Genomic DNA, 26,598 nt, shown 5'->3' on the forward strand with positions numbered 1-26,598 from the left:
GACACAGCACGAGGGAAAACCCGAATATCAGCAAATGCGCACGGATTTTTACAATGGAGATCGGAGATTTGTCCGAAAGGAGTCTCCCATGCGCTGGATGCCTCGCTTGGCCGCCATTGCCGTGGCGGCCGTCTTGACTGCCTGTGGTGGCGGCTCGGACGTCACGGCCGTCAAGGTCGCGGGCGACAGTCTGGCCGACGCCGGCACGTTCGGCTTCAAGTTCACGGTGCAGGCCGCCAGCCGCAACGCCACCCGCATCTGGACCGACGTGGTGGCCGATGCCGCCGACGTCGCGCCGCTTTGCCCCCGCTACCGCGGCGATCCCTCCAGCGGCGCCATCGAACCCGACCCGGCGGGAGCGAGCTGCACCAGCCACGCGGTCGGAGGCGCGCGTCTCAACGTGCGTGGCAGCGCCGGCGATGCGACCCCCTACTCCGTGCTGCAGCAGCTGCGCACGCTGGGGGCCAGCGGCTACGCGGCGCAGGACATCCTGCTGGTGGACGGCGGCGGCAACGACCTGGCGGACCTGATCGGCGCCTATCTGTCCGCGACAGGCGACGGCGGGGCAGCCTACACCAGCCTGCTGGCGGAGCTGCTGCCGGCCGATCAGGTGGCGGCGGCAGCGGCGGGAGCCTCCGGCCTCGCGCAGGCCGGAGGCGCGTACATGGCGGCTCTGGCCGACCGGCTGGCCGACACGCTCGCCGCCGAGGCGCTGGCCAAAGGTGCGCGGCGCGTCGTGGTGCTCAACGCGCCAGACGTCGCGCGCACGCCGCGCTTCGCGGCGGTCTTGACCTCGGTGGCCGCAGGCGCTGGGGGCGGCCAGGCTGGCGCCGCCGCGGCGCAACAGGTGGTCACGATGGCACGCGCCTGGCTCGACGCCTTCAACGGTCGGCTGGCGCAACGCCTCGCCGGTGAAAGCCGCGTGGCGCTGGTGGACTTCCGCGCCGCGCTCGACCAGTGGCTGACCAACCCTGCCGCCTACGGGCTGACCAACACCACCACTCCGGCCTGCCCCGCCGCCGGCACCGACGCGCAGGGCCTGCCGAGCTACAACCTGGCCACCTGCACCGAGGCGCTGCTGGCCGCCAACCCGCCCGCCGGCGCCGGCGGCGCGTGGTGGAACGGCTACGTCTTCTCCGACAACTTCCACGGCACGCCGCACACCAACGCGCTGATGGGCCGGCTCGTGGTGCAGGCGCTGCGGGCGCGGGGGTGGGTGTGACGATCGCTCACCCCCGGGCGCGCCAGGCGCGCGGGCTGCCGGCGCGCAGGCAGGCGCGGCGGTAGGCGCGCAGCGTCTCGGCGGCGCGCGCCAGCACCGAGCCGGGGGCGTAGGCCGGCTGGCCGGCGGCATCCAGCGGCGCGGTGGCCGCGCGCGGGTCGGCCAGGCCGAACGGCACGCCGCTCAGCAGCGTCATGCCTTCGGCGACGTGGTCGATGGCCCAGACGTGGAACCGGCCGCGTTCGACGGCCTCGACGACCTCGTCGGCCAGCACCAGGTGGCGGCGGTTGCGCGCCGGGATGATGACGCCGTGCGTGCCGTCCAGCCCGGCGGCGGCGCAGACGCGGAAGAACCCCTCGATCTTCTCGTTGACGCCGCCGATCGGCAGCACTTCGCCGAAGGGGTTGAGGGCGCCGGTGACGGCGATCGACTGCTTCAGCGGCACGCCGGCCAGCGCCGACAGCAGCGCGAAGAACTCGGCGCAGGAGGCCGAGTCGCCCTCCACGCCGGCGTATTCCTGCTCGAAGACGATGGAGGCGGTCAGCGCCAGCGGCGCCAGCGGGGCGAACAGCGCCGACAGGTAGCTGTGCAGGATCAGCACCGCCTTGTCGTGGATCGGGCCGGAGAGCTCGACCTCGCGCTCGATGTTGAGCAGGCCGTCGTGGCCCGGCACGGTGCGCGCCGCCACGCGCATCGGCAGGCCGAAGGCGTAGTCGCCCAGGTCGAGCACCGACAGGCCGTTGAGCTGGCCGATGCGCGCGCCGCTTAAGTGCACGACGCGGTCGCCCTCGGCGATGGCGGCGCGCAGCCGCTGCTCGGGGCCGTCGTGGCGGCGGTTGCGCGCGGCGATGGCCTGCTCGACGTCGGCGCGCTCCACAAGGCGGGCCCCGCGCGCGCGGGCGTGCTGCGCGGCCTCGATCACCAGCGTCTCGGTGCGGGCGAAGACGGCGCTCTGGCGCGTGCGATCCTCGGCCTGGCGGTGGCTGTCCTCGATCAGGCGCGCCACCGCCGCGGCGTCGAACGGCGGCAGGCCGCGGCGCGCGGCGGTGTGGGCGACGAACACGCCGGTGGCGCGCCAGGTGTCGGGCCCGGCCACGAAGCTGTCGTCGAAATCCACCTTGACGCGGAAGTGGCGCGCGAATTCCGGGTCGCCTTCCTGCAGCGCGTAGTATTGCTTGTGCGTGCCGATCAGCACGATCTTGACGTCGATGTCCACCGCCTCCGGCTCCAGCGAGGTGGTGGCCAGCGCCGAGAACATCGTGCCCGGCTCCTCGATCTGCAGCCGGCCGCTGCGCAGCACGCGGCGCAGCTTTTCCCACACCAGTTCGTCGGCCAGCAGGTCGCGCAGGTGCAGCATCAGAAAGCCGCCGTGCGCGCGCAGCAGGCTGCCGGCGCGGATGCGGCTGAAGTCGGTCACCAGTACGTCGTTGTCGGTCTGGTACTCGATGCTGCCGAACAGCGGGCGGTACAGCGGGTTGTTCTCGACGATGACCGGCGCGCCTTGCGTGTCGGCGTTGTCCACGACGAGGTTGACGCGGTAGCGCTGCAGCCGCCGCTCCAGCGCCTCGCGCCGCTCGGTTTCGTCCTCGGCGTCGCCCGGCTCGAACAGATCCAGGTGATCGAGCACGTCGGCGGCGATGCCGTCGAGCCACTGGTTGAGCTTGCGCGCGTCCTTGAACTGCTTGCGCAGCGCCTGGCGCACGGCGCCGAGCTCGCGCTCCAGCAGCGGCTTGACGGCCTGCCGCCGCAGCGCCTGCACGCCCTCGCGCAGCGCGCGCTCCAGCGGCGCGGTCACTTCCAGGAAGCGCAGGATCTCGGCGCGCAGCTCGCGCTCGCCGTCGTCGTAGGCGCGCCGGCGCGCCTCGTCCAGCGCCGCCAGGCCCTCGGCCGACAGCGGCTCGCCGTCCTCGTCCAGCAGCGTGAAGATCAGCTGCCCGCCCTCGCGCCGCAGCGCGAAGTGGCGCTGGCGCGCAAAGGCTGCCAGCTCCGCGTACGCCTGCGCCTCGCGGTCGGCGTAGTTCTTCTCCAGCGCCGACAGCGCGGCCTTGAAGCCGGGCTCGCTCAGGCGCTTGGGGATGTCGGCCTGCAGCGTGCGCACGAACTCCTGCATGCGCTGGCGCAACACGCGCCCTTGCCCCGCCGGCAGGCGCAGCGCGCGCGGCTGCTGGGGGTTTTCAAAGTTGTGCAGATAGCAGAGATCGGGCGGCGCCGGACGCTTGGCGGCCACCGCCTGCATCTCCTGCTGCATCAGCGTGGCCCGCCCAGTGCCGACGGCGCCGAGCACGAACAGGTGATGGCGCGGTTGATCCAATTCCAACCCGAAGCGCGCCGCCGCTTGCGCGCGCGCCTGCCCGATCCACGGCAGCGGCTCGTGCGCCAGCTCGTCGGTGTCGGCAAAGCCGAGCTGCGCTGGGTCGATGCGCAGCCGCAGCGCGCTGGGGGGCAGCGGCGCGGGCGCGCCGGCGCCCGCCGCAGCGACGGGCACCGCGTTGTCAGGCCGTTCGTCGTTCATGCGCGGCAGTCTAGCGCCGTTCGTCGCCGCGGCCTGTAAGGCGGCTGCCGCGGCGTCGATAACGCAGGCATGCGCATCGAACACAGTCAACTCCATCTGGCGGCCCGGCACGAGCAGCGGGTGCGCCAGCACACTTCGATCACGCAGCGAATCGGTCGCGAGCAGCCTTCCCCTGACCCTGCGTCCGCGCGAGGGCTGCTGCGCCCAGCACCGCCGGCCCCGACGGCTCCATCCACGGGCACGCCCCCATCCCCGGATCGGGCGCGGGCCCAGGAACACGGCGCAGCCTGCGGCGCCGACGCGGTGCGCAACGAACCCTCCTTGCGCGAGCCGCGCCTGGCGGTGCTGGCGCGGCTGGTGGAGGCCATGACAGGCTTGCGCGTGCGCGTTGTGCGCGCCGAGGCCTTGCAAGCCGACCGATCCATCGAGACGCCCACCGCCACCCCTGCCACGCCGGCACTGGCGCTGGAAGTCACGCGCCTGCACGTGCGCCACGAGCAAAGCACGCTGCAAGTGTGGGCCCAAGGTCAAATCACGCTGACCGACGGACGCACGCTGGCGTTGGACTTGAAACTGGAGCTGCATCACGAGCGGCTCCAAGTGGAGGCGGTAACCGCGCGGGCGCAGCGCACCAAAGACCCGCTGATGATCGCGCTGGACACAAACCCGATCGGCCTGAGCAACTGGCGCTTTGCGTTCGACCTCGACGCCGACGGGCAGACCGAGGCGGTGCCGTTTGCGGCGCCGGGCGCCGGCTGGCTGGTGCTGGACCGCGACGGCAATGGCCGCATCGACGATGGCCGCGAGGTGCTCGGCGCGCTCAGCGGCGACGGCTTTGCAGACCTGGCGGCGCTGGATGAGGACGGCAACGGCTGGATCGACGAGGCCGACGCGGCGTTCGAAGCGCTGCGCGTGTGGGTGCGCACCGGCGCGCACGACCCGGGGCGGCTGCTGACGCTGCGCGAAGCGGGCGTAGGTGCGCTGCACACCGGCCGCGTGGCCAGCCCCTGGACGCTGCGCACCAACGACGGCGCGGTGGCGGGCCTGGTGCGCGCCAGCGGGCTGTATCTGGCCGAAACCGGCGCGGCGCGCCTTCTGCAACAGATCGATTTGGTGGCGTAAGGGGACGTTCGATTTACACTGCAGCGATGGACACGCCCCCGCCCCCCACCGCTGCGCTGGCGGACGACGACTTCGACACCCTCAACGACATCCTGCATGATCTGGCCACGCGCGCTGGCGAAGATGCGCAGGCGCCGGACGACTGGGAGTACTGCGACGGCTTTCTGACCGCGCTCTTGTGTTCGCGCCGGCTGATGATGCCAAGCGAATACTTTCCCGTGCTGTTCGGCGCCGAGCCGGGCTCGGGCCCGGGATTCGGCGCGGTGGAATTCCGTGACGAGGCGCAGCTGCAGACCTTCCTGCAGCTGTGGATGCGGCGCTGGAACGAGGTCGCGCACGCCCTGCAGCAGCCGGTGGAGACGCTGGACGACCCGCGCACGCTGCAGCCGTGCTGGCACGACCTGCGCGGCTGGGCCATGGGCCTCGGCGCCGACAAGCGGCAGCAGCTGCAGGACGCGCTCGGGCACCCGCTGGATGAGCTGCCGCCGATCGGGCAGTTGTGGGCCGTGGGCTTCCTCGACGTGGTGGCCGCGTGGCCGGACGACTGGAAACCGCCGCGCGAGCGCGAGCTGGCTCAGGCGTGGGAAGGGGCGCTGGCCGACATCGCGGCGTTGCTGGACGACGACACCGAAGCGCCGCTGCCGCCGGACGACGATGGCCAGCCGATCGGCTACTCCGAGGCGCGCCTCAACGCCCTTGGCGAGGCGATCTGGGCCGCCTACGCGCTGCACGACCTGGCGCGCGAGCTGGGCGCGCCGGTGCCGACCGTGCGCAAGGCCCCCGAGCCGGGCCGCAACGACCCCTGCCCGTGCGGCAGCGGCAAAAAATTCAAAAAATGCTGCGGCGCCGCCGCCTGAGCGCGCTGCGCTAGTCGGGCAGCCGCCGGCGCAGCCCGGCCAGCGCGTGCAGGGCGGCCTGCGCGCGCACCGCGGCGCGGTCGCCGTCGAAGCGCACGCACTCGGCGTGCACCTGGCCTCCCACGCACCAGGCGAACCACACCGTGCCAACCGGCTTGGCCGCCGAGCCGCCGCCCGGGCCGGCGATGCCGGTGACGGCCAGCGCCGCCGCCACCCCGGCGCGCGCCGCCGCGCCCGCCGCCATCGCGCGCGCCACCGGCTCGCTGACCGCGCCGTGCGCCTCGATCAGCGCCGCCGGCACGCCAAGTTCGGCGGTCTTGGCGGCGTTGGCGTAGGTCACCCAACCGCGCTCAAACCAGTCGCTGCTGCCGGCGCGCGCGGTGCAGGCCGAGGCCACCAGCCCGCCGGTGCAGCTCTCGGCGGTGGCCAGCCGCCAGCCGCGCGCCGGCAGCGCCTGCGCCAGCGCCTCCACCTCGGCCCACACCGCCGGCGGCAGCCACAGCGGCAACACCCCGCTCACGCCACCCCTCCCCACAGGAAACGCGCCAGCGCCACCACCAGCAGCGTGCAAAACGCCGCCACCAGGTCGTCGAACATGATGCCCCAGCCACCGCGCCAGCCCGGGCCTTTGAAAGCGCGGTCGGCCCACGCCACCGGGCCAAGCTTGGCAGCGTCGAACAGCCGAAACAGCGCAAAGCACAGCGCCTGCCCCAGCAGCGTGGCCGGCGCCGCGATCCACAGCACCAGCCAGATCGCAACGATTTCATCGATCACCACGAAACTGGGGTCGTCGATACCCGTGCGGCGGGCGGTGGCAGTGGCGGCCCACCAACCGACCAGCAATGCCCCGGCGACGATGCCAGCCCAGCCGACATCGCCCGGCGCGACCAGCCGCTCGATCAGCGCGTAGGCCGCCCAACCCCACAGCGTGCCCACCGTGCCCGGCGCCAGCCGCGCCAGTCCGGCCCCGAAGCCCAGCGCCACCAGATGCGACAGCCGGGCCCGCATGAAGCGCGCCGACGGCACCGGCCACGGCAGCCCTGCCGGCGCTCGGGTGGAATCGCTCATGCAAACCACTCCTCAAAGCCGCCGAACGGCTCGAAGCGCCCGCGCGCCAGGCGCAGCCGCGTCGGCCCGGGCAGCGCGCGCTCGCGCACCGGGTGCAACGGATCGCCGGGGTAGCACATCGCGCGCTCGCCATCCAACTCAAACAGCTGCGGCAGGATGCACGGCGGCACCCGCGCCGCCGCATCTTGCAGCGCCGCCGCCACGCTGGGGTAGCGCGCCAGCTGCGCCAACCCCATCAGCTGCGGCGGAATCAGCGCCATGGCGCCTTCCCAAGCACGACGCAGCGCCTCGCGCGGCGTCAGCCACAGCGCCGCGCTGACTTCGCGCGGATCCGGGCGCACCTCGGCCCCGTCGGGCAGCCGCGCGAGAAAGAAGCGCGTGTCAAAGCGCTGCGTGCCCACCGGCGGGTTGCACGGCGTGATCCAGCGCGACCACGGCACCAGCGCCGCGCCACTGTCCAACGCGATGCCGGCCTCCTCGCGCAGCTCGCGCGCGGCGGCCACCAGCAGCGCGCGCGCCTGCCCCGGTGTCAGGGCTGGCTCTCCCAACCGAGCAGGCAGCAGCTGCGCCGCAGCGCCAAGCCAATCCTGCCAGGCGGGGTCGGCGTCGGCGGCGTCCACCTTGCCGCCGGGAAACACAAACACGCCGCCCAGCTCTCGGCTGGCCGAGGGGCGCTGCAGCAACAGCGCCTCCAGACCCGCCGCGCCATCGCGCAGCAGCACGACGCTGGCGGCATCGCGCGGGGGCGGCTCGTCGGCGGGGGCGGCGCGGCGCGGTTCGGTCATGCCGCAATGGTAGCGAAGTGGTCGAAGCCGGCCAGCCGCACTCCCTCCGGCAGCGGGTATGGGCGCCCCTGGGTGTCGAGCAGGCGCACGCGGCCGGCGCCGTCGGCCAGCGGATGCTCGGCGGGCTCGCCTGGCACGATGCGCCCGATGCACGCCACCGGCGTGGCCGCGCGGGCGGCGGCGGCTTGCACGGCGTCGCGGCGCGCCGCTGGGGCGGTAAAGACGAGCTCGTAGTCGTCGCCGCCGGCCAGCACAAACGACAGGGCCAGCGCCGGCGGCAGATCGCGCACCGCCGGCGGCGTCGCCTCGCGCAGCAGCGCCTCCACGTCCAGTTCGGCAGCCACGCCGCTGGAGGCCAGGATATGCCCGAGGTCGGCCAGCAGCCCGTCGCTAACATCGGCGGCGGCGTGCGCCAGGCCCGCCAGCGCCTGCCCTAGCGCCACCCTCGGCGTCGGACGCAGCAGCTGCGCGCGCGCCGCCTCGGCCTGTGCCCCGGACATGGCCAGCTCCCCGCGCAGCAGCGCCAGCCCCAGCCGCGCCAGGCCCAGCGCGCCGCTGACCCAAACGTCGTCGCCGACGCGCGCCGCGTCGCGCCGCAGCGCCCGCTGCGGCGCGACCTCGCCGAACACCGTCAGCGCCAGCGTCAACGGGCCGGCGGTGGTGTCGCCGCCCACCAGCGCGCAGCCGTGCGCGTCGGCCAGCGTCAGCATCCCCTCGGCCAGCGCGCGCAGCCACGCCTCATCAACGCGCGGCAGCGCCAGCGCCAGCGTGAAGGCCAGCGGCCGCGCCCCCATGGCCGCCAGGTCGCTCAGGTTCACCGCCAGCGCCTTGTGGCCCAGCGCCTGCGGCTCGACGTCCGGCAAAAAGTGCCGCCCTTGCACCAGCATGTCGCTGCTGACCGCCAGCACGCAGCCTGGCGAGGACGCCAGCAGCGCCGCGTCGTCGCCGTTGCCCAGCCACACCCCAGGAGTTGCGCCGGTGGCGCGCCAAAACACGCGGCGGATGAGTTCAAATTCGCCCATGGGTGGATTGTGATGCCCGGCGCGGCGGCGCGCGCAAATCCAAAATGCATGACGCAAGATGCGCGGACGCACGTTTTGCCTGACAATACGGCGGATGTAACCCAGTTACGGCGCCGCTTGCGCGTCGCGTTCGTTGGCCACTTTCCCCACCGCCATGCCTCAGTATCGCATCGCCCCCTCCATTCTCTCGGCTGACTTTGCCCGCCTCGGCGAAGAAGTGCGCGCCGTCATCGCCGCCGGCGCCGACTGGATCCACTTCGACGTGATGGACAACCACTACGTGCCGAACCTGACGATCGGCCCGGCGGTGGCGCAGGCGCTCAAGCCGCATTGCAAGACGCCCGACGGGCGCCCGGTGCCGCTGGACGTGCACCTGATGGTGCAGCCGGTGGATGCGTTGGCGCAAATGTTCGCCGACGCCGGGGCCGACCTGATCAGCTTCCACCCGGATGCCAGCATCCATGTGCATCGCAGCATCCAGGCCATCAAGGCGCGCGGCTGCCAGGTGGGGCTGGTGTTCAACCCCGCCACGCCGCTGGACGTGCTGGACTGGGTGATCGACGACCTTGACCTCATTTTGATCATGAGCGTCAACCCGGGCTTCGGCGGGCAGTCGTTCATCGACAGCGCGCTGCGCAAGGTCGAGCAGGCGCGCCGCCGCATCGACGCCTGCGGCAAGGACATCCGGCTGGAAGTGGACGGCGGCATCAAGGCCGACAACATCCGCCGCGTGGCCGACGCCGGCGCCGATACCTTCGTCGCCGGCAGCGCCATCTTTGGCAAGCCCGACTACAAGGCTGTCATCGACCAAATGCGCGCGGCGTTAGCTTGAGGCGCCCAACCTGCGTTTCGTCACCGCCGTGACGCACGGTGGGGTTTTCTCGCGTGCGACGGGGGTGGACTTTGCCGATACTACGGGCATGCGCAAGGATGCCTTCTACCCAGCGGTGGCGTTGCTGCAGCGGCTGTCGATGCCCGCCAAGATGCTGGGTATGGCCGCCATGGTGGTGCTGCCGCTGCTGTTGGTGGCTTGGCTGCTGGTGGCGGACAACTGGCGCGCCTTGCAGGCCACCCGCGCCGCGCAGCAGGGGCTGGCAGCGATGCAAACGGTGCAGCAATTGGCCCACGCGCTGCAGGACTGGCGCGACGCCGCCGACGTGGCCGCTGCCGGGATTGCGGAGCGACAGGCCGAGCAGCAGCGCGCCGCCGCGCGCGTGCAAGAAGCGATCCGCACGCTGGAAACGCAACTGCAGCAACACCCGCAGTGGAACACGACCGGCATGTGGAATCCGCTGCGCGAGCAGCTTGCCGCCCTGCTGCAAGACGCGCAGCGCCCGCCGCCGGCGCGCCATGCCGCGGCTACGCAGGTGCTGGCGCGGCTGCAGCGCTTAAGCGGCTGGATCGGTGATGCCAGCGGGGTGCTGCGCGACCCCGATCCGCAAGTGGCCCACCGGGCTGCCTTGGCGCTGGAGGGGCTGCCGCCGCTGCGCGAGCTGGCCAGTTTGCTGCGCGGGCGCGCCAGCGCCATGCTGGCGCACCCGGATGCGATGACCGACTCGGTCATCATCTCCAACATGGTGCGGCAAGCTGCCGCGGCTGATCAAATCGAGGGGCTGCTGCCGGCGCTGCAAGAGCGCATCGAGGCGCTGCAGCGTCGCGGCGGGGCGGCGCCGCAAAACTGGGCCGACTTTCGCAGCGCCACCGACGAGCTGGTGCGCAGCACCGCCACGCACCTCAAAACCGCGGCCATGACCGTCACCAGCGCCGATTACTACGCCCAGGCCAGCCGCGCCATCGAGGCCACGGCGGCCCTGGAGCAGGAGCTGGCCGCAGCCATCGAGGCGAATTGGCTGCAGCGCCTGGCAGCCCTGCAAGGCGAAACAGCTCTGGTGGCCGCAGGCTGCGCGCTGGCGCTGGTGCTGCTGACCTACGGCATGGTGGCGTTTTACCGCGCCACCGTGGGGGGCTTACGGCACCTCAATGAGGCCATCGACCGCGCCGCCGAAGGCGACTTGACCACCGACGCGGTGTTGCCGGGGCGCGACGAAATGGCCGACATGAGCCAGCGCCTGCACCACATGCTGCAAGCGCTCTCAGAGCTGGTGGCCGACGTGCGCAGCGCCGCGGCGGTGCTGGGCCACGTTGGAGTGCAGTTGGTGCAAGACAGCCAGCAGCTGGCCGAGCGCACGCAGAGCCAGGCCGCCAGCCTGGAGCAGGCCACCAGCAACGTGCGCTCAGTGGCCGAGACGGTGCAAGCCAACGCGGAAAGCGCGCAGGACATCCGGCGCCTGACCAGCGAGCTCAACCGCGAAACCGAGCGCGCCAGCGAGCTGATGCAGCACACGGTGGGCGGGCTGGGCTCGCTGCAGGCCACCTCGCAGCGCATGACCGAGATCATCGGCACCATCGATGGCATCGCATTCCAGACCAACATCCTGGCGCTCAACGCCGCGGTGGAGGCTGCGCGCGCCGGCGAGGCCGGGCGGGGCTTTGCCGTCGTGGCCGCCGAGGTGCGCCGGCTGGCCCAGCGCAGCCAGGAGGCCGCCAACGAAGTGCGCCAGCTAATCGCCGAATCCGCCGAGCGCGTGCAAGGCACGGTGCAAGAAATCCGCAGCGTCAACGACGCGATGGACGTGCTGGTGCGCGGCATCCGCGATATCGCGGCGCGCATCGGCGAGATGGCCGACGCCAGCCGCCAGCAAAGCACGGCGTTGGCGGAGGTGGTGGCCGCGGTGGGCGACCTCGACAAAGTCACCAACGAAAACTCCGCCATGGTGGAGCGCACCACGCACCGCGCCAACCGGTTGATGGAGCGCACCCGCGACCTGGATGAGGCCGTGCACCACATGAAGCTGCGCCAAGGCACCGCCGATGAAGCCTACGAACTCGTGCAAAAGGCCTTGGCGCACCTGCAGGCGGTCGGCTACGAACGCGCCGCGGAGGATTTTCACGATAAAAGCGGCCCCTTCGTGGATCGGGATCTCTACATTTTCGTGTTGGACGAGGCGGGCACGTATCACGTCATGGGCCTGGATCGCGGCAAGGTTGGCACGCGCGTGCACGACGCCCCCGGCATCGACGCCGAAGCGTTTTTGGCCGATGTGCGTCACCGCGCCAGCCAGGGTGGCGGCTGGGTGGAATACAACATCGTCAACCCCGTCACGGGCCAGGTTCGCGCCAAAGCCTCCTACGTGGTGCCGATCGGCAACGGCTTGGTGCTGGGCTGCGGCGCCTATCGCAGCGCGCTCAAAAGCCGCGCCGACAGCGCAGGCATGGCAAAGGCTGCAGCTTAAACAAAACCGCAGCCCTTTCTGCTCCCGGTCAATTTCAGGCCATGACGGAGACCAGCGAGCGCTCGCGCAGGCCGATGGCGTCCAGCGCCTGCCGCAGGTGGCCGACGGTGCGCTCGATGTGCAAGAGCTTTTCCAGCCCGAACAGCCCGACGCGGAAGGTGCGGAAATCCGCCGGCTCGTCGCACATCAGCGGCACGCCGGCGGCGGTCTGCAGCCCGACGGCGGCGAATTTGCGGCCGCTGGCGATCTCCGCATCGTCGGTGTAGCTGACGACCACGCCCGGGGCCTGGAAGCCGGGCGCGGCCACGCTGCGCAGCCCGCGCGCCTCGAACAGCGCGCGCACGCGCCGGCCCAGCTCCGCCTGCGCCGCCTTCATCGCGGCGAAGCCCTGCTCGCGCGTCTCCTGCATCACGTCGCGCAGGCGCGCCAGCGCGTCGGTCGGCATGGTGGTGTGATAGACATGCCCGCCTTGCTCGTAGGTCTCCATCACCTGCAGCCACTTCTTCAGGTCGCAGGCAAAGCTCGAGCTGGCGGTGCCGTCGATGGCCTGGCGCGCCCGCGGCGACAGCATCACCATGGCGCAGCACGGCGAGCCGCTCCAGCCCTTCTGCGGCGCCGAGATCAGCACGTCCACGCCGCTTGAGCGCATGTCCACCCACATCGCGCCGGAGGCGATGCAGTCCAGCACGAACAGCCCGCCGACCGCGTGCACAGCCTCGGCCACGCCGCGCAGGTAGTCGTCCGGCAGCATCATGCCGGCGGCGGTCTCCACGTGCGGGGCGAACACCACCGCCGGGCGCAGCGCGTGGATCGTGCGCACCACCTCGTCCAGCGGCGCCGGCGCCCACGGCGCCTGCGGCTCCTCGGCCACGCGGCGGGCCTTGAGCACATGCGCCTCGGCCGGGATGCGGCCCATGTCGAAGATCTGCGTCCAGCGGTAGCTGAACCAGCCGTTGCGGATCACCAGCACGCGCCGGTCGGTAGCGAACTGGCGCGCCACCGCCTCCATGCCGAAGGTGCCGCTGCCCGGCACCAGCGCCACCGACTGCGCGCCGTACACCTCCTTGAGGATGCCGCCGATGTCGGTCATGACGCGCTGGAAGCGCCTGGACATGTGGTTGAGCGCGCGGTCGGTGTACACCACCGAAAACTCAAGCAAACCGTCGGGGTCAACGTGCGGCAGCAGGCCGGGCATGGCAGTCTCCTCGTGCTTCGGGTCGGTTGCGGGCTTGCCAAGGCCAGGCAGGCAAGCCAACTTTGCCATCTCAGCTTAGCACGCCCTCGCGCAGCGCGTCGGCGGCGGCGCGCACCACCGCTTGAATGCTGCCGGTGCGCGCATGCACCGTGCGCAGCTGGCGCGCGTGGTTGCCCAGCGATCCCGCCACCGCCTCCAGCTCCACGAGCGCCGCCGCGCTGCCCAGCGCCTGTGCGTGCGGCTCCAGCCGGCGCAGCGTGGCCAGGATATCCTCGCGGATCGACAGCGGCTCGCGCGTGCGCGGGTGCACCATCGTGCCCTCCAGCCCGAAGCGGCACGCCTGGAAGCGGTTGTAGGTGTAAACGAGGTAGTCGTCCTCTTCCGGGGGCGGCTCGCCGCCTTCCAGCAGGTGGCGGCACAGCGCCTGCAGGTAGCAGGCCAGCGCCGCGGCGCGCTCCACCGTCAGCGGCGTGTCGCAGACGCGCAGCTCGATCGTGCCGTATTCCGGCTTGGGGCGGATGTCCCAGTAGAAGTCCTTCATCGACTTCACGACCCCGGTGGACTCCATCTTGCGGAAGTAACCCTGCTCGAAGTCGTCCCAGCGCAGCACGAACGGCGCGCGGCCGCTGAGCGGAAAGGCGAACACCGAGTTCAGCCGCGCCGAATCGAACAGCGTGTCCACGCCCTGAAAGAACGGCGAAGAGGCCGACAGCGCGATGAAGTGCGGCACGTAGCGGTTGAGCGCATGCAGCAGGAACAGCGCCTCGTCCGCCGAGCGGCAGCCGATGTGCACGTGCTGCCCGAACACCGTGAACTGCTTGGCCAAGTAGCCATATAGGCCCGACAGCTGCTGAAAGCGCGGCTTGTCGAAGATGCGCTGCTCGAACCAGCGCTGAAACGGATGCGTGCCGCCGCCGGCCAGCTCGACGTTGAGCCGCTCCGCTGCCGCCAGCAGCGTGTCGCGGATCGCGCGCAGCTGCGCCAGCAGGGCATCGTATTGGGTGTGCACGCCGGTGGCGACCTCAATCATGCTTTGCGTCATCTCCGGCGTGACGCTGCCCGGAAACGGCGCGCGCTTGAGCAGCGCGAGCAGATCGTCGGCCCCCGGCGTCAAGTCCAGGTCGTAGGGGTGAACGATTTGCAGCTCCAGCTCCACGCCCATCGTGAGCGCGTCGGACTGCTTGAACGGCTCCAATGGCATGCCTCAATCCCCCCAACGCGCCGGGTTGCCGACAGCGGCTTCACGCGCCGCGCGCAGCGCCCACAAAGTCACCCACGGCCCCAACAGTTCGGCCCACAACAAAGCCGCCGCCAGCTGCTGCAACACCTGCGCCGCCGGCGCCACGCCCTGCGCCACGCTGCGCTCCAGCAACAGCAACGTCAGCGCCGACATCGGCACCAACGCTACGCCCGTCAGCACACCTTTGCGCAATGTCGTGGCCGCCGGCCAAGCCAGCGCGGCGTTGACCCCTACCGGCACCAAAAGCCGCGCCCCTAGCACCAGCGCGGCCATGGCCCACACCTGGGGCTGGGTCAGCGCCTCCCAAGTCATGCGCGAGCCCACATACACGAACAAAAACACGCCCAGCACCCAGCCCAGCGCGCCGAAATCGCGCTGCACCGCCGCCGCCAGCGTCTGGCGCTGCCGCAGCGCCATGCCCAAGCTCAAAGCGGCCAACAACGGCGACAGCTGCAGGGCGTCGGCCACCACCGTCAGCCAGATCAAGGCCAGGGCGTAGCCCACCGTGGGCACCACCGGCGAGGCAAACGGCCCCCGCACCAGCAAGCCCAGCACCACCGCCAGCGCCACCCCAAGGCCGACCGAAGCCACCAAGGCATAGACGCCGGTCAGCAGCGCCCGCTGCCAATCCCCCGCGGTGCTTGCCAACCAATACGCTGAGACGCCTTTGACCAGCAACACCGCCAACACCGACAGCAAAGCCGCCTGGTGCAGCACCCGCTCGGTTACTTGGCCGCCTGCCCGCGCGTCGTTGACCAGCCGCAGCAGCGCGGCGGGCGAGGCCGCCACCGCCACCGCCGCCAACAACCAGCGCTCCTCCTGCATGACGCCAAGCCAGGCGGCGCCCCAAGCCACGACGGCAAAAATCCCCAGCCCCTGCAACAGCGCCGCGGCGGTCACCCAGGGGTTGGCGCGCAACCACGCCAGACGGATGCGATGCCCCAGCTCAAACAGCACCAGCGCCAGCGCCAACTGCGCCAGCAAGGCCAACACGGCGCCATCCACCAGTGCGGGCGCGGGCGCCACCACGCTGGCCAACAGCCCCACGGCCACATACACGCTGACCCGCGGCACACCCCATGGCTGCGCGCGCTCCCCCAGCCACCACGCCAACCACAACAGAGCCGGCCACGTCACCCACAACTGCATTGACGGCTTACTCCTCTGGCGACAACCCACCTCCCTCAGTTGGGACGGCAAACCGAGCTTGGAGTTCCGACAGCCCCAGCTCATCCAGCATGCGCTGCAGCCGCAGCGCCGCGCTGCGCTTGCGCCGGCCGGTGCGCCGCGCCAGGATGAGTTCGTTTTTCAGCGAATGCTCCCAGCCCACCAGCTCCGTAACCGTGACGTCGTAGCCGGCGGCCTCCAAGCGCAAACAACGCAGCACGTTGGTAACCTGGCTGCCAAATTCGCGCGTATGCAGCGGGTGGCGCCACAGCTCCGCCAGCGGCGTGCGCGCCAGCTGCAGCGCCTTGCCGCGCCGCAGCGCGGCGGCCACTTCCGCCTGGCAGCACGGCACCACGACGATCGCGCCCGCCTGGCGCTGCAGCGCAAAATCCAGCGCGTCGTCGGTGGCGGTGTCGCAGGCGTGCAGCGCCGTCACCACGTCCGCCTGCGCCGGCAGCGCCGCCATCGCCTCGCGCACGGTGGCGGCGACAAAGTGCATGCGCGCAAAGCCCAGCCGCTGCGCCAGCGCCTGCGCGCGCGCCACCAGCTCAGGGCGCGCTTCCACGCTCCACACTGTGCCAGCCGCGCGCGCCGCCAGCACGCGGTCGTACAGCAGGAAGCCGAGGTAGGACTTGCCAGCCCCATGATCGACCACCGTGACGTCGCCGCGCGCGGCCAGCGCCTGCTCCAGCAGCGGCTCCACGAATTGCAGCAAGTGGTTGACCTGTTTGAGCTTGCGACGTGTATCCTGATTGAGTCGGCCTTCCCGCGTCAGGATATGCAGCTCCTTGAGCAGTTCTACCGATTGGCCCGGGCGCAGCGCGGCCTGCACGTCCGGCGGCAGAGCCCAAGACGTTGACGCGTTCATGCCGCCATGGTAGCCCAGCCCGCCTCGAACCGGATCGCCAGCCTATGGGTCCAAGCGGCGCAAGCATGCCCTCAACCGCCGCGCGAGACCGCGAGGGCCTGCGGTTGGCCAGCTTCAGCTTGCAACTCCAGACGCAGTTGCTGCGCCGCCGCCACCATATGTCGCAGCGCGGCCACCACCTCAGGCCAGTGACGCGTCTTGAGGCCGCAATCGGGGTTCACCCACAGGCGCGCCAGGGGCAGGCGGCGCAGCGCCTGCCGCAGCAGTTCGACCATTTGCTCGACCGTGGGAACGTTGGGGGAGTGAATGTCATACACGCCTGGGCCGATCGCGTTGGGGTAGGCGAAGCGATCGAAGACCTCCAGCAGCTCCATTCGAGAGCGCGCGCACTCCAACGTGATCACGTCGGCATCCAAGGCTGCGATGGCTTCGATGATGTCGTTGAATTCCGAGTAGCACATGTGGGTGTGGATCTGTGTCTCGTCGCGCACGCCGCTGCAGGCCACGCGAAAGCTCTCCACGGCCCATTGCAACGCCTGCGGCCACTGGGCCCGGCGCAGCGGCAAGCCTTCCCGTAAGGCCGGCTCGTCGATTTGGATGACGCGCACACCCGCACGCTCCAAATCCAACACCTCCTCGCGGATCGCCAGCGCCAGCTGCTTGCAGGTCACCGAGCGCGGCTGGTCGTCGCGCACGAATGACCAATTCAGCAGCGTCACCGGACCGGTCAGCATGCCTTTGACGGGCTTGGACGTCAGCGACTGGGCATAGGCGATCCATTCCACGGTCATCGGCTGCGCTCGGCGCACATCACCGAACAGAATCGGCGGCTTGACGCAACGCGAACCATACGACTGCACCCAGCCCGCCTCGGTGACCGCAAAACCCTCCAAGCGCTCGGCGAAAAATTCCACCATGTCGCTGCGCTCAGGTTCGCCATGCACCAGCACGTCCAGCCCCAGAGCTTCTTGCTCCCGCACGCAACGGGCGATTTCCGCCTGCATACCCGATCGGTAGGTGGCGGCATCGATCAACCCAGCTTTGAACTGACGCCGCACCTGTCGGATCTCGGGCGTTTGCGGAAAAGAACCAATCGTGGTGGTGGGCAATAGCGGCAGCCCCAGCGCCGCCGCCTGCCGGGCAGCGCGCTGGGCGTAGGGGCTGCGTTTGGCTATCCCTTTGGCCTGCAAAGCGGCCAGAGCCGCCTGCACCTGCGGATGACGCAACCGGCCTGAGGCGCGCCGCGCCTGCACCGCCGCAGCGTTGGCTTCCAACGCCGGACGCACAGCTGTGCGCCCTTGACGCAATGCTTGGCGCAGCACGCGCAACTCGTCGAGCTTTTGCACCGCAAACGCCAGCCACGCGCGCACCTCGGGGTCGAGCTGGCGCTCCGCGGTCAAATCCAGCGGCACGTGCAGCAGCGAGCATGTCGGCGCCAGCCACAACCGCGACCCCAATCGCTGCGCCAGCGGCTCCAGCCAGTCCAGCGTCGCCTGAAGGTCGGTTTTCCAGACGTTGCGACCATCGACCACACCCAGCGAAAGCACCTTGTGCGGGGGCATCAGGCCAAGCAGCGGCGCCACATCATCACGCCCTTCAATGGCATCGATGTGCAGCCCGGCCACGGGCAAATTCGCCGCGAGATAAGCATTGTCGAGCAGCCGCCCAAAATAGGTGGTTAGCAGCAGCTTGACGGGCGCGCTCTTGAGCGCGTGGTAAGCCACGTTGTAGGCATGCTGCCACTCGGCGCTCAGTTCGGTTACCAACAGCGGCTCATCGACCTGCACCCACTGCGCCCCCGCTGCCGCCAAGCTCTGCAGCAACTCGGCATAGACCGGCAGCAGCCGCGGCAGCAGCGTCAGGGGATCGGTTCCGTCGCAGGCTTTGCCCAGCGCCAAGTAGGTGATCGGGCCGATGATCACCGGTTTCGCGCGTATCCCTTGCGCCCTGGCCTCCGCCATTTGCGCCTCAAGCCGCGCCGCGTTCAGCTCAAATGTCGTGCCAGCATCAAATTCCGGCACGATGTAGTGGTAATTGGTATTAAACCACTTGGTCATTTCTGCCGCGGCAATTGGAGCACTCGCGCCCGGCGCCGACTGTCCACGCGCCAAGCAAAAAGATCGATCCAGATCATCGCCCCTCATCGCGCGCGCCCGCTCAGGCCAACAGCCCAACGTGACGCTCATGTCCAGCACATGGTCGTAAAACGAAAAATCCCCCACCGGCACCCAATCGAAATCAGCCTGATCGGCCCAGTGGCGCTGGCGCAACTCGGCGCCCACAGCCTCCAACTGCGCGCGCGAAATATCGCCTTTCCAGTAGCCCTCCAAAGCCCATTTCAGCTCCCGGCGAGCCCCCATGCGCGGATAACCCAGATTGTGTATGACAACCAATTTGCACCCTCCTGCATCACCAACAGGATACGCATGCTAAGACGAGGAATCGATGAAGTAAAATGGTTTTTTTGCAACCATCCATGAACACCGCTCATCGATGATCGAGCGCATCCACCTGGCCATCGTGCGCGAAGTGCAGCGCCGCGGCTCCCTCACCGCCGCGGCGCAAACGCTGTGCTTGACGCAGTCGGCACTGAGCCACAGCATCAAGAAATTGGAGGCCCAGCTGGGCACGGCCCTTTGGCAACGGGATGGTCGGCAGCTACGCCTGACGCAGGCTGGCCAAGCGTTGTTGGCGGTGGCCAACCGGGTGCTGCCGCTGCTGGCCTCCACTGAGCAGCAACTGCGCCAAATCGCCCGGGGCGAGCGCGGCATGCTGCGCATCGGCATGGAGTGCCACCCCTGCTACGCTTGGCTGCTGGGCGTCTTGCAACCCTTTTTGGCGGCATGGCCGCACGTCGATATCGACGTGCGGCAACAATTTAAGTTTGGCGGGCTTGGCGCTTTGCTAAACCACGACATCGACCTTTTGGTCACACCGGACCCCGTTTACAAAAAGGAGCTTATTTTTGAGCCCGTCTTTGACTATGAACAGGTTTTGGTCGTAAGCCGCCGCCACCCCTTAGCAGGCGCCGCATGGATCGACCCCCCTCAACTGGCTGAAGAAACACTGTTGACCTACCCAGTTGAAGCCGATCGGCTGGACATTTTTAAACTGTTTTTAACCCCGGCCGGCATCATCCCCAAACAGCACAAAACCGTCGAAACCACCGATATCCTGCTGCAACTGGTAGCCGCAAACCGGGGCGTGACAGCCCTGCCTAACTGGCTGGTCAACGAATACGCCAGCAAATTCGACATCGCGTCCATCCGGTTGGGGCCGCGGGGCATCGCGAAACAAATTTTTCTCGGCATCCGCGCTGTGGATCGCGGCGTTGCATACCTGGCTGCGTTTGTGCAGCAGGCGCGCTCGAGCCGTCCCGATAAACCCGGGGTATGATCGGCCCTGCCTCGGGGTTGCCGGCTGCGCGGCAGTCGGCATGAAAAGGGAATCCGGTGCGGGCCCCTGGCCCTAGTCCGGAACTGCCCCCGCAACTGTCATCGGCGAGTTGTCTGCCATCAGCGCCACTGGCTGCGGCTGGGAAGGCTGGCAGGCGGCGGTGACCCGAAAGTCAGGAGACCTGCCCCGAGAGCGTGTTCCTCAACGTTCGGGGCGGGGTGTCCCCGGCGAGAGCGACGCTGCGAGCCTGCCCTTCAAGGCAGGCGGCTTGCCGCTGCGCCCTCCGCGCAGCGGGCGTGTTTGCGTCCCGCGCCGGCCCCCGGCTCCGCTCTTTCGGTTTGGAGCCCTGCGATGTCCGAAGCCCCCTTACCGACGCTGTCGCTGGTGGACATGGTGCTGCCCGACCAGTGCAATCACCATGGCACGCTGTTTGGCGGCGCGGCGTTGGCGATGCTGGATAAACTGGCCTTCATCCTCGGCAGCCGGGTGTTGCGCGGCCCGCTGGTCACCGCGGCGGTGCGCGAGCTGCAGTTCCATCAGCCCGCGCCCGCCGGCTGGCTGACCGAGTGCATCGGTCGGGTCAGCCGAGTCGGACACCGCTCGGTGACCCTGGAAACGCAGCTGCACGCGGAGGATTTGCTCAGCGGCCAGCGTATTGCCTGCTTGACCGGGCAGTTTGTGATGGTGTCGCCCACGCCCGCGCGCGCCGAGGCCGATTGGCCGCCTCTCCAACCCGATTCGGTCTGCGTGGCGGAAATTGTCTTTCCGGGCCATGCCAACCACCGTGGCATTTTGCACGGCGGGCCCGCCATGGCCTGGTTGGCCAAGGCGGGGTTTGCCGCCGCCACCCGTCATGCAAGGCAGCCGGTGGTCATGGCCGGCAGCAAGGCTCTCGATTTTCAGGCCCCAGCTTACGTGGGCGAGGTGGTCGAAATTACCGCTCGGATCGTCCAAGTCGGACGCTCCTCCATGACGGCGGCGGCGCGCATGGAGGCTTATTCCCCCGCCAGCGGCCAGCGACGGTGCTGCACCGAAGCGCAGTTGGTGTTTGTAGCGATTGACGACAATGGCCGACCCGTGCCGGTGCGAACCACACCGTCAGCCCTTTGAAGCTCGCCATCGTAAAGCCCGTTGGTCCAGGCCCCTAGGGTCAACAGGGACTTGTGGCGCGGTCGCCACCGTAGCATGATCGGGCCATGAACGGTCTCGACTCGGGGAGCCCACCATGAGCACGCGCATCATTTACGTCGATCCGAGCGAAACCCGCTTGCGTCGCTACCCCACCAAGGTGATCAATATTCTGGGAGGGCCGGGCTGCGACAAATCGCTGTATGCCTCGGCGATCGTGCTCAAATTGCATTTGCTGCACAAGACGGTGGAGTGGGTGCCCGAGGTCGCCAAAGCCCACGTCTGGGCGGGCGACACCGAAGCCTTGCGCTACCAATTCGGGCTGGCTCAGCAGCAGTACCGCATGCTGACCGCCTTGGACGGCCAAGTTCAATACTTAGTGACCGAGGGCGGCTTGCCGCAACTGCTGTATTACAACGAGCGCTACCCCGACAACATTTGCGACGTGACCAAAACCAAGACGCAAATCCGGGCGTGGCTCAAGCGCTTTGACCACATCAACGTGTTTGCTCAGCGGCACGATGAAAAGCCCTACGTGCAAGCGGGCCGCCTGCAAGATGAGCAACAAGCGCGCGAAATCGATCTGGATATGCGCACTTTTTACAGCAGCGAAGGCATTCTCTACACCCTGCTACCACCCGATCACCGCGCGATTTTGGAGTGGGCGGGCACCTTGCCGTAGGACGACTCCACGCCTGCGCCAATCTGCCCGCGCCACGCGGCGCTGGGGCCTTGCCATCGTGAACAGCAGGGCCCGCCACGCGTCACGGCTTTTTAAACCAACAAGGCGCTGACGCGCTTGACATAGCCAGCCGGGTCCTCCGGCAGGCCGCCTTCGGCCAGCAGCGCCTGGTCGAACAGCACGTGCGCCAGGTCGTCGAAGTGCGGATGGCCGTCCAGCTTGCGCACCAGCGCATGCTCGGGGTTGAGCTCCAGGATCGGCTTGACCTCGGGCACCTTCTGCCCGGCTGCCTTCAGCAGCCGCGCCAGCTGCATCGAATATTCGCCGTCCTCCACCACCAGGCAGGCCGGCGAATCGACCAGCCGCGCCGAGACGCGCACGTCCTTGGCCTTGTCCTTGAGCACCTCCTTGAGCCGCTCCAGCAGCGGCTTGAGCGTTTCGGCGGCCTGCTCGGTCTTTTTCTTTTCCTCCTCATCCTGCAGCTTGCCCAGATCCACCGCGCCCTTGGCGACGCTGCGCAGCGGCGTGCCGTCGAAGTCGTGCAGGTACTGCAGCATCCACTCATCGACGCGGTCGGTCATGAACAGCACCTCGATGCCCTTCTTGCGGAACACCTCCAGCTGCGGGCTGTTCTTCGCCGCGGCCTGCGACTCGGCGGTCAGGTAGTAGATCGCCTCCTGGCCTTCCTTCATGCGCGCCTTGTAGTCCGCCAGGCTGACGCTCACGGCATCGCTGTGCGTGGAGGCAAAGCGCAGCAGGCGCGCCAGCCGCTCGCGGTTGGCGAAGTCCTCGCCCAGACCCTCCTTGAGCACCATGCCGAACTCGGCCCAGAAGCGGCTGTACTTGCCGGCGTCGGCCTCGGCTTGTTTCTTCTCGTCGTCGCTCAAGCGCTCCCACGCCTCGCCCTCGGGCTTGCGGTCCTTGGCCGCCAGGTCCTCCAGCATCGACAGCACACGGCGCGTGTTGCCTTCGCGGATCGCGCGCACGTCGCGGCTGTCCTGCAGCAGCTCGCGACTGACGTTGAGCGGCAGGTCGGCCGAATCGACCACGCCCTTGACCCAGCGCAGGTACACCGGCAGCAGCGCCTCGGCGTCGTCCATGATGAAGACGCGCTTGACGTAGAGCTTGACGCCGCCGCGCTTGTCGCGATTCCAGATGTCATACGGCGCCTTCGACGGGATGTAGAGCAGCTGCGTGTATTCCGTGGCACCCTCCACGCGGTGGTGCGCCCAGGCCAGCGGCGGCTCGTCGTCGTAGGCGAGGTTTTTGTAAAACTCGATGTATTGCTCATCGGTGATGTCTTTTTTGGCGCGCGTCCACAGGGCGCTGGCGGCGTTGACCTGCTCCCACTCCTGCAGCAGCACGTACTCGCCCTTGTCCTTGTCCCACTGCTCCTTGGGCATCAGGATCGGCAGGCTGATGTGGTCGGAGTACTTGCCGATGATGGACTTGAGCTTCCAGCGGCTCAGGTATTCGCTGGCGTCGTCGCGCAGGTGCAGGATGACGCTGGTGCCGCGCGCGGCGCGCGTGATCGTCTCGGTGGTGAACTGGCCGCTGCCGTCGCTCGTCCAGCGCACGCCCTGCTCGGGCGGCAGGCCGGCGCGGCGGCTCTCGACCACGATGCGATCGGCGACGATAAAGCCGGAGTAGAAGCCGACGCCGAACTGGCCGATCAACTGCGCGTCCTTCTTCTGGTCGCCGCTCAAGCGCTGCAGGAATTCGCGCGTGCCGCTCTTGGCGATCGTGCCGAGGTGGTCGATCGCCTCGGCCTCGCTCATGCCGATGCCGTTGTCGCTGATGGTGATCGTCCTGGCCGCCTTGTCGAAGGTGACGCGGATCTCGAGGTTGGGCTGATCTTCATACAGCGAGGCGTCGGCCAGCGCCTCGAAGCGCAGCTTGTCGCAGGCGTCGGAGGCGTTGGAGACCAGCTCGCGCAGGAAGATGTCGCGGTTGGAATACAGCGAATGGGTCACGAGGTGCAGCAGCTGCGCCACCTCGGCCTGGAAAGCATGGGTATGGGCACTCATGGGCTCTTAGAAAGCGGTCGAGCAACAATTCGGAAACGATGCAAAAGGGCTAAGCCGGGCCGCAGCCGACTCGCGCCCCGGCCTCAGTCATAGGGATGCGCGCGCGGTTTTTCAAGTCCGCGGCGGCGCGGATTCGTCCGCCCCGGCGCGACGCAGCGCTTGCAGATCCAACACGCGCAGACCGCCGTATTCCACCTGAATCGCGCCCGCGCGCTGCCAGCGCGCCAGCGCCAAATTGACGCGTTGGCGCGACAGCCCGACCAAATAGGCCAGCTCCTGCTGCGTGATGCGCAGCACCTGCCCGACCCCGGGGAACAACGTCGGGTGAAACAAGTTGGCCAGGCTGCGCGCCACGCGCACATCCGGATCGCCCAGGCGATCAATCTCGCGCGCGGCAATGAACTGCCCTAGCCGCTCGTTGAGCTGGTTCATCACGAAGCGGTTGAACGCAATTGAATGATCCAGCAGCCAGTGGAACATGTCCACCGGCAGCCCCGCCACGCGGCTGCGTCGCAGCGCCTGGATGTTGTAGCGGTAGGCTTCGCGCTTCAGCACCGTGCCCTCGCCAAACCAGCCACCCGGAGCCACACCGGCAAACGTCATCGCGGGGGCGCGCGAATCGTCGTTGCTCATCTTCAGCAGCCCGTCGATCAAGCCCAGCCAATACGTCACCGGACGCCCAATGCGGCAGATGTAGTCGCCCGGCTCCGCTTCGCTGACCATTAAGGCTTCGCGGGCGCGCACTTGCGCGTCGGGCTCCAGCCCGGCCAGCCAGGGGATGCTGTTGAGTTCGGATTCGGTAAGCGGGCGAGCACGCTGGCGCAGTCGATTGGCGGTCGGACTCACAGTTGCAGGCCCACGAACAAAACCATTCCAACGCGATCTTGATGCCCGCAGCCGCGAGATCACGGCACCCCCCGGGAAAATCCCCATGGGGGTCTCCCTTAAATTGTCTTTGGAAGGACAAAATAGCGTCAAATGCCGGCGTAGAGTGCGCAGCAACGGATCACGGCGGGAGCCAGCAAGCCAGTCCCCCTTGCATCCGGCTCGGGAGTCACGTCATGCGCACCACGTTTCCGCGCCTGCTGATGCGCCACGCCGCCGAGCGCCCCGACGCGGCGGCGATGCGCGAAAAAGAATTTGGCATCTGGCAGGTCACCACCTGGCGCCAAATGCTGCAGCGCGTGCAGCACATCGCCGCCGGCCTGCACCAGCTTGGCCTGCGCCGCGGCGAGCACCTGGTGGTGATCGGCCACAACCGCCCAAGCCTCTACGCCGCGATGCTGGCCACGCAGGCCATTGGCGGCATCCCGGTGCCGCTGTACCAGGACGCGGTGGCCGCCGAGTGCGTCTTTCCGATCCACAACGCCGAGGTGCGCTTCGCGGTCGTCGAGGACCAGGAGCAGGTGGACAAGATGCTGGAGATCCGGCCGCAGTGCCCGCAGCTGGAGCACATCCTGTTCGACGACCCGCGCGGCCTGCGCCACTACGACCACCCCGGCCTGGCGGGGCTCAAGGAAATCGAAGCCGCCGGCGCCGTGTTCTGCCAGGAGCATCCGCAGTGGTTCGCCGAACAGGTCGAGCAGGGCCAGCCGGACGACGTCGCGGCGATGTTCTTCACCTCCGGCACCACCGGCAACCCTAAGGGCGTGGTGCACACGCACTTCTCGCTGCTCAACCGCGCGGAGGTCGGCGCGAAGTTCGACCGGCTGACCGAGAAAGAGGAGGTGCTGGCCTACCTGCCGCCGGCGTGGATCGGGCAGAACATCTTCAGCTACGCGCAGTGGCTGGCGTGCGGCTACGTCGTCAACTGCCCGGAATCGCCCAGCACCGTGATGATCGACCTGAAGGAGATCGGGCCGACCTACTACTTCGCACCGCCGCGCATCTTCGAAGGCATGCTGACCAGCGTCATGATCCGCATGGAGGACGCCGGGCGGCTCAAGCGCGGGCTGTTTCGGCACTTCATCGAGGTGGCGCGCCGCATCGGCCCGCGGCTGATGGACGGCCAGCCGGTGGGGCTGCTGGAGCGGCTGCACTACGCGCTCGGCGACGTGCTGATCTATGGCCCGCTGCGCAACAACCTGGGCTTTTCGCGCCTGCGCGTGGCCTACACCGCCGGCGAAGCGATCGGCCCGGACCTGTTCACCTTCTACCGCTCGATCGGCATCAACCTCAAGCAGCTCTACGGCTCCACCGAGACGGCGGTGTTCGTCTGCCTGCAGCCCGACCACGAGGTCAAGCCCGACACGGTGGGCGTGCCGTGCGAGGGGGTGGAGATCAAGCTATCGGAGCGAGGCGAGATTCTGGTGCGCTCGCCCGGGCTGCTGAAGGAGTACTACAAAAACCCCAAGGCCACCGCCGAGGTGCTGGACGCCGACGGCTGGTACCACACCAGCGACGCCGGCTTCATCGACGCAAGCGGCCACCTCAAGATCATCGACCGCGTCAAAGACGTGGGGCGCTTGAAAGGCGGGCCACACGACGGCGCCATGTTTGCGCCGAAATACATCGAAAACAAGCTGAAGTTTTTCCCCACCATCAAGGAAGCGGTGGCCTTCGGCGACGGGCGCGACAAGGTCTGCGCGATGATCAACATCGACTTCGAGGCGGTGGGCAACTGGGCCGAGAAGCGCGGACTGCCCTACACCGGCTACACCGATCTGGCCGGCAAGCCCGAGGTTTATGCCCTGATCCAAGAGTGCGTCGAGAAAGTCAACGCCGACCTGAGCCGCGACGCGATGCTGGCTGGCTGCCAAATCCACCGCTTCCTGATCCTGCACAAGGAGCTCGACGCCGACGACGGGGAACTGACGCGCACCAACAAGGTCCGCCGCGGCTTCATCGCCGAAAAATACGCCGCGCTGGTGGAGGCGCTCTACAGCGGCAAGACCGAGCAGTACATCGAGACGCAGGTCAAGTTCGAGGACGGGCGCACCGGCACCATCCGCGCCACGCTGCGCATCGCCGACGCCAGGACCTTCGAGCCGCTGAAGGCGGCGGCCTGAGACCCC

21 protein-coding genes and 1 riboswitch are annotated in these 26,598 nt (G+C 68.8%); of the genes, 9 read left to right on the forward strand and 12 right to left on the reverse strand.

Features of this window, described 5'->3' with window-relative positions; translation table 11 throughout:
- The first annotated feature begins 88 nt into the window (after nt 1-88).
- Nucleotides 89-1,222 carry an SGNH/GDSL hydrolase family protein gene (locus Talka_RS03535; RefSeq protein ID WP_143889721.1) on the forward strand — a complete coding sequence of 378 codons (1,134 nt, stop codon included), beginning with the start codon at nt 89-91 and terminating at the stop codon, nt 1,220-1,222.
- A gap of 7 nt (nt 1,223-1,229) precedes the next feature.
- On the opposite strand, the gene Talka_RS03540 is transcribed toward Talka_RS03535, so the two are convergent.
- Entirely contained in the window at nt 1,230-3,734 is a 2,505-nt protein-coding gene (locus Talka_RS03540) for a Lon protease family protein (protein ID WP_143889722.1), read from the reverse strand.
- Between the two features lie 69 nt (nt 3,735-3,803).
- On the opposite strand from Talka_RS03540, the gene Talka_RS03545 reads away from it, so the two are divergent.
- Together Talka_RS03545 and Talka_RS03550 are read left to right on the forward strand one after the other, a co-directional pair.
- Entirely contained in the window at nt 3,804-4,856 is a 1,053-nt protein-coding gene (locus Talka_RS03545; protein ID WP_221933846.1) for a hypothetical protein, read from the forward strand.
- A gap of 26 nt (nt 4,857-4,882) precedes the next feature.
- Nucleotides 4,883-5,713 carry a YecA/YgfB family protein gene (locus Talka_RS03550; RefSeq protein ID WP_143889724.1) on the forward strand — a complete coding sequence of 277 codons (831 nt, stop codon included), beginning with the start codon at nt 4,883-4,885 and terminating at the stop codon, nt 5,711-5,713.
- A gap of 10 nt (nt 5,714-5,723) precedes the next feature.
- On the opposite strand, the gene Talka_RS03555 is transcribed toward Talka_RS03550, so the two are convergent.
- Genes Talka_RS03555 through thiL form a run of 4 tightly spaced genes read right to left on the reverse strand, consistent with a single transcriptional unit; the run spans nt 5,724 to nt 8,588 of the window.
- Nucleotides 5,724-6,224 carry a CinA family protein gene (locus Talka_RS03555; RefSeq protein WP_425472625.1) on the reverse strand — a complete coding sequence of 167 codons (501 nt, stop codon included), beginning with the start codon at nt 6,222-6,224 and terminating at the stop codon, nt 5,724-5,726.
- Nucleotides 6,225-6,229: 5 nt separating this feature from the next.
- The gene (locus Talka_RS03560) at nt 6,230-6,781 is read right to left on the reverse strand and encodes a phosphatidylglycerophosphatase A family protein (protein WP_143889725.1); all 552 of its coding nucleotides are present in this window, start codon (nt 6,779-6,781) and stop codon (nt 6,230-6,232) included.
- On the reverse strand, nt 6,778-7,566 hold the full coding sequence (locus Talka_RS03565; protein WP_143889726.1) for an NUDIX hydrolase: 789 nt from the start codon (nt 7,564-7,566) through the stop codon (nt 6,778-6,780). Before Talka_RS03565 ends, Talka_RS03560 begins: the two co-directional genes overlap by 4 nt.
- Complete coding sequence (gene thiL, locus Talka_RS03570) at nt 7,563-8,588, reverse strand: thiamine-phosphate kinase (protein WP_143889727.1); 1,026 nt, start codon at nt 8,586-8,588, stop codon at nt 7,563-7,565. Before thiL ends, Talka_RS03565 begins: the two co-directional genes overlap by 4 nt.
- Nucleotides 8,589-8,742: 154 nt before the next feature.
- Between thiL and rpe the strand changes: the two genes are divergently transcribed.
- The gene (rpe, locus tag Talka_RS03575) at nt 8,743-9,420 is read left to right on the forward strand and encodes a ribulose-phosphate 3-epimerase (protein WP_143889728.1); all 678 of its coding nucleotides are present in this window, start codon (nt 8,743-8,745) and stop codon (nt 9,418-9,420) included.
- An 88-nt stretch (nt 9,421-9,508) separates the two neighbouring features.
- Nucleotides 9,509-11,881, forward strand: coding sequence for a methyl-accepting chemotaxis protein (locus Talka_RS03580; protein WP_143889729.1), 2,373 nt, complete (start codon nt 9,509-9,511; stop codon nt 11,879-11,881).
- A 34-nt stretch (nt 11,882-11,915) separates the two neighbouring features.
- On the opposite strand, the gene Talka_RS03585 is transcribed toward Talka_RS03580, so the two are convergent.
- The 5 genes from Talka_RS03585 to metE all read right to left on the reverse strand — a co-directional run bounded on the left by Talka_RS03585 (nt 11,916) and on the right by metE (nt 18,744).
- Entirely contained in the window at nt 11,916-13,076 is a 1,161-nt protein-coding gene (locus Talka_RS03585) for a pyridoxal-phosphate-dependent aminotransferase family protein (RefSeq protein WP_143889730.1), read from the reverse strand.
- A gap of 70 nt (nt 13,077-13,146) precedes the next feature.
- Nucleotides 13,147-14,277 (reverse strand): YbdK family carboxylate-amine ligase, encoded by a 1,131-nt coding sequence (locus Talka_RS03590; RefSeq protein ID WP_143889731.1) that lies wholly within the window; start codon nt 14,275-14,277, stop codon nt 13,147-13,149.
- A 3-nt stretch (nt 14,278-14,280) separates the two neighbouring features.
- Nucleotides 14,281-15,465, reverse strand: a complete 1,185-nt coding sequence (locus tag Talka_RS03595; protein WP_221933847.1) for a cation:proton antiporter domain-containing protein — start codon at nt 15,463-15,465, stop codon at nt 14,281-14,283.
- Between the two features lie 7 nt (nt 15,466-15,472).
- A complete protein-coding gene (locus Talka_RS03600) occupies nt 15,473-16,351 on the reverse strand; it encodes a class I SAM-dependent methyltransferase (RefSeq protein WP_143889733.1) in 879 nt (292 codons plus the stop codon).
- 71 nt (nt 16,352-16,422) lie between these two features.
- A complete protein-coding gene (gene metE / locus Talka_RS03605; protein ID WP_143889734.1) occupies nt 16,423-18,744 on the reverse strand; it encodes a 5-methyltetrahydropteroyltriglutamate--homocysteine S-methyltransferase in 2,322 nt (773 codons plus the stop codon).
- Between the two features lie 100 nt (nt 18,745-18,844).
- Here metE and Talka_RS03610 point away from each other — a divergent pair, with 100 nt between their 5' ends.
- From Talka_RS03610 to Talka_RS03620, 3 genes are all read left to right on the forward strand, one after another.
- Nucleotides 18,845-19,747 carry a LysR family transcriptional regulator gene (locus Talka_RS03610; protein WP_143889735.1) on the forward strand — a complete coding sequence of 301 codons (903 nt, stop codon included), beginning with the start codon at nt 18,845-18,847 and terminating at the stop codon, nt 19,745-19,747.
- A riboswitch (cobalamin riboswitch) is annotated at nt 19,745-19,950 on the forward strand. (Overlaps the previous gene by 3 nt.)
- A gap of 148 nt (nt 19,951-20,098) precedes the next feature.
- Nucleotides 20,099-20,857 (forward strand): acyl-CoA thioesterase, encoded by a 759-nt coding sequence (locus Talka_RS03615; RefSeq protein WP_246100552.1) that lies wholly within the window; start codon nt 20,099-20,101, stop codon nt 20,855-20,857.
- Nucleotides 20,858-20,972: 115 nt separating this feature from the next.
- Nucleotides 20,973-21,557, forward strand: coding sequence for a hypothetical protein (locus Talka_RS03620; RefSeq protein WP_143889736.1), 585 nt, complete (start codon nt 20,973-20,975; stop codon nt 21,555-21,557).
- Nucleotides 21,558-21,649: 92 nt separating this feature from the next.
- On the opposite strand, the gene htpG is transcribed toward Talka_RS03620, so the two are convergent.
- On the reverse strand, nt 21,650-23,584 hold the full coding sequence (htpG, locus tag Talka_RS03625; RefSeq protein WP_143889737.1) for a molecular chaperone HtpG: 1,935 nt from the start codon (nt 23,582-23,584) through the stop codon (nt 21,650-21,652).
- 111 nt (nt 23,585-23,695) lie between these two features.
- Entirely contained in the window at nt 23,696-24,430 is a 735-nt protein-coding gene (locus Talka_RS03630) for a Crp/Fnr family transcriptional regulator (RefSeq protein ID WP_246100553.1), read from the reverse strand.
- 215 nt (nt 24,431-24,645) lie between these two features.
- Here Talka_RS03630 and Talka_RS03635 point away from each other — a divergent pair, with 215 nt between their 5' ends.
- Nucleotides 24,646-26,592 carry an AMP-dependent synthetase/ligase gene (locus Talka_RS03635; RefSeq protein ID WP_143889739.1) on the forward strand — a complete coding sequence of 649 codons (1,947 nt, stop codon included), beginning with the start codon at nt 24,646-24,648 and terminating at the stop codon, nt 26,590-26,592.
- Nucleotides 26,593-26,598: the final 6 nt, after the last annotated feature.

Origin of the sequence: Tepidimonas alkaliphilus, from assembly GCF_007556595.1 — a bacterium.
In the GTDB taxonomy this organism is placed as follows: Bacteria; Pseudomonadota; Gammaproteobacteria; order Burkholderiales; family Burkholderiaceae_C; genus Tepidimonas; species Tepidimonas alkaliphila.

Excerpts from the sequence above, each read along its gene's own strand:
- rpe (WP_143889728.1), top strand. The coding sequence starts at position 8,743 with ATGCCTCAGTATCGCATCGCCCCCTCCATTCTCTCGGCTGACTTTGCC.
- Talka_RS03535 (WP_143889721.1), top strand. The coding sequence starts at position 89 with ATGCGCTGGATGCCTCGCTTGGCCGCCATTGCCGTGGCGGCCGTCTTG.
- Talka_RS03560 (WP_143889725.1), bottom strand. The coding sequence starts at position 6,781 with ATGAGCGATTCCACCCGAGCGCCGGCAGGGCTGCCGTGGCCGGTGCCG.
- htpG (WP_143889737.1), bottom strand. The coding sequence starts at position 23,584 with ATGAGTGCCCATACCCATGCTTTCCAGGCCGAGGTGGCGCAGCTGCTG.
- Talka_RS03540 (WP_143889722.1), bottom strand. The coding sequence starts at position 3,734 with ATGAACGACGAACGGCCTGACAACGCGGTGCCCGTCGCTGCGGCGGGC.
- Talka_RS03620 (WP_143889736.1), top strand. The coding sequence starts at position 20,973 with ATGAGCACGCGCATCATTTACGTCGATCCGAGCGAAACCCGCTTGCGT.
- Talka_RS03585 (WP_143889730.1), bottom strand. The coding sequence starts at position 13,076 with ATGCCCGGCCTGCTGCCGCACGTTGACCCCGACGGTTTGCTTGAGTTT.
- Talka_RS03610 (WP_143889735.1), top strand. The coding sequence starts at position 18,845 with ATGATCGAGCGCATCCACCTGGCCATCGTGCGCGAAGTGCAGCGCCGC.
- Talka_RS03550 (WP_143889724.1), top strand. The coding sequence starts at position 4,883 with ATGGACACGCCCCCGCCCCCCACCGCTGCGCTGGCGGACGACGACTTC.
- thiL (WP_143889727.1), bottom strand. The coding sequence starts at position 8,588 with ATGGGCGAATTTGAACTCATCCGCCGCGTGTTTTGGCGCGCCACCGGC.
- Talka_RS03600 (WP_143889733.1), bottom strand. The coding sequence starts at position 16,351 with ATGAACGCGTCAACGTCTTGGGCTCTGCCGCCGGACGTGCAGGCCGCG.
- Talka_RS03590 (WP_143889731.1), bottom strand. The coding sequence starts at position 14,277 with ATGCCATTGGAGCCGTTCAAGCAGTCCGACGCGCTCACGATGGGCGTG.
- Talka_RS03615 (WP_246100552.1), top strand. The coding sequence starts at position 20,099 with ATGTCCGAAGCCCCCTTACCGACGCTGTCGCTGGTGGACATGGTGCTG.
- Talka_RS03595 (WP_221933847.1), bottom strand. The coding sequence starts at position 15,465 with ATGCAGTTGTGGGTGACGTGGCCGGCTCTGTTGTGGTTGGCGTGGTGG.
- Talka_RS03565 (WP_143889726.1), bottom strand. The coding sequence starts at position 7,566 with ATGACCGAACCGCGCCGCGCCGCCCCCGCCGACGAGCCGCCCCCGCGC.
- Talka_RS03635 (WP_143889739.1), top strand. The coding sequence starts at position 24,646 with ATGCGCACCACGTTTCCGCGCCTGCTGATGCGCCACGCCGCCGAGCGC.
- Talka_RS03580 (WP_143889729.1), top strand. The coding sequence starts at position 9,509 with ATGCGCAAGGATGCCTTCTACCCAGCGGTGGCGTTGCTGCAGCGGCTG.
- Talka_RS03545 (WP_221933846.1), top strand. The coding sequence starts at position 3,804 with ATGCGCATCGAACACAGTCAACTCCATCTGGCGGCCCGGCACGAGCAG.